Consider the following 1,554-nt stretch of genomic DNA (forward strand, 5'->3'; position numbering starts at 1 on the left):
TGGTTCCAGGGGGCGAAGAGCCAGGCTCTCTGACTCTGGCTCTTACCTTAAAATAGTCGGTAGCGAAGGGGGGAGTTTCCCCCCTTCTTTATTTTGCGGCTGCATTGTGGCACAGAGAGCTTGTGAAAAATGGTCGCGAGCAGGCGCATGGGTAAGGCGCAGGAGGTTGCGCGACGCAAGATGTCAAACAGATGGCGCGGAGCAAAAGAGTCTGCAACGCTGCCCATGGGGAGTGCCGCAGATTGATGCGCACGCGCATGATCTGCTGACGGTTAGGGATCTTGTCGCGTACCGTATCTGCTTGTGCAATGAGCTGATTTTAGCCCAAACCGATTTGTTGCAATATTCGTTGTCCCCCTTGTTCCAATAAGCTGTGTGCCAATGCTACTCCCAGAGAGACGGGATCCTCTGCGGGGCCTTGTGTGCTGAGGGTGATCATCTCTTGACCATCCAGCGAGGCGATGCGACCCAGAAGATGGAGTTGCTGCCCGTTCAGCGTGGCATGTCCGGCAATGGGTACTTGACAGCCTCCCTCCAAGGTAGCCAAAAAAGCACGTTCGGCGCGGACACAAAGCCAGGTTGGCTGATGGTTGAGGGGAGCCAAAAGCGCAAGCAGGCGCTGATCATCCTCCCGGCTTTCGATGCCGATAGCTCCTTGTCCATTGGCGGGGATGATCTGTTGTGGATCAAGATATTCCACCACATATTGCGTCAGTTGCAGACGTTTTACTCCGGCAGCAGCCAGAACGATGGCATCAAAGGGTTCGTTGATTAATTTATTGATGCGGGTGTTGACATTGCCGCGCAGAGAGACAATCTGCAAATCGGGTCGCAGGTGCAACAGTTGGCTTTGCCGGCGCAGAGAGGAGGAGCCGACTGTGGCCTGTTGGGGCAGGGCGTGCAGAGATGTATAACGACTGGAGAGCAGGACATCGCGGGGATCTTCGCGCTCCAGGATTGCAGTCAAGGCAAGCCCTTGTGGCAGGAGAGCGGGCATATCCTTCATGGAGTGTACAGCCAGATCGATCTCTTTGGCCAATAGAGCCTCTTCCAACTCTTTGACAAACAGCCCCTTGCCTCCCACTTTGGCCAGAGGGACATCAAGAATTTTGTCGCCCTGGGTTTTGATGATGACCAGTTCAACGAGCAGTTCGGGATGGTTGGCAAGCAGCAGCGAGCGCACCCATTCCGCTTGCCAAAGGGCGAGGGCGCTGCCACGAGTGCCGATTTTAATGGTGAGTGCAGTCATAATGGTGCCGTAATGGTTTGGAATGTGGAAGAGGTTTGTGTGTTCTACCCCGGAAGTCGCGTTTGTTGCGCATCGTGGCACAAAGAGGTCACAAACGCCAGAAATTAACATAGTGCGCTCCATAACGCCATCTATCGCAGGGCAATCGCATTTGCCAATTTCCTCACTGTTGCCACAAGCGAAACTGTGCATGTCGGGCGTCCGCCCTCCCAAAGAGTGCCCCTCCGGGGCACAAATCTGTGCGGCGTGCGCGAATGCTACGCATTCGCTTTTGTGAAACGCCGCACATTACCAGCAGGGCTTTG

1 protein-coding gene is annotated in these 1,554 nt (G+C 55.0%); it reads right to left on the reverse strand.

The genetic code is table 11. The features are described from left to right. Positions 1-319: 319 nt before the first annotated feature. Entirely contained in the window at positions 320-1,249 is a 930-nt protein-coding gene (hemC, locus tag EJP87_RS16105; protein WP_130472866.1) for a hydroxymethylbilane synthase, read from the reverse strand. Between the last annotated feature and the right edge of the window lie 305 nt (positions 1,250-1,554).

Source organism: Candidatus Magnetaquicoccus inordinatus (assembly GCF_004217665.1).
Taxonomy (GTDB): domain Bacteria; phylum Pseudomonadota; class Magnetococcia; order Magnetococcales; family Magnetaquicoccaceae; genus Magnetaquicoccus; species Magnetaquicoccus inordinatus.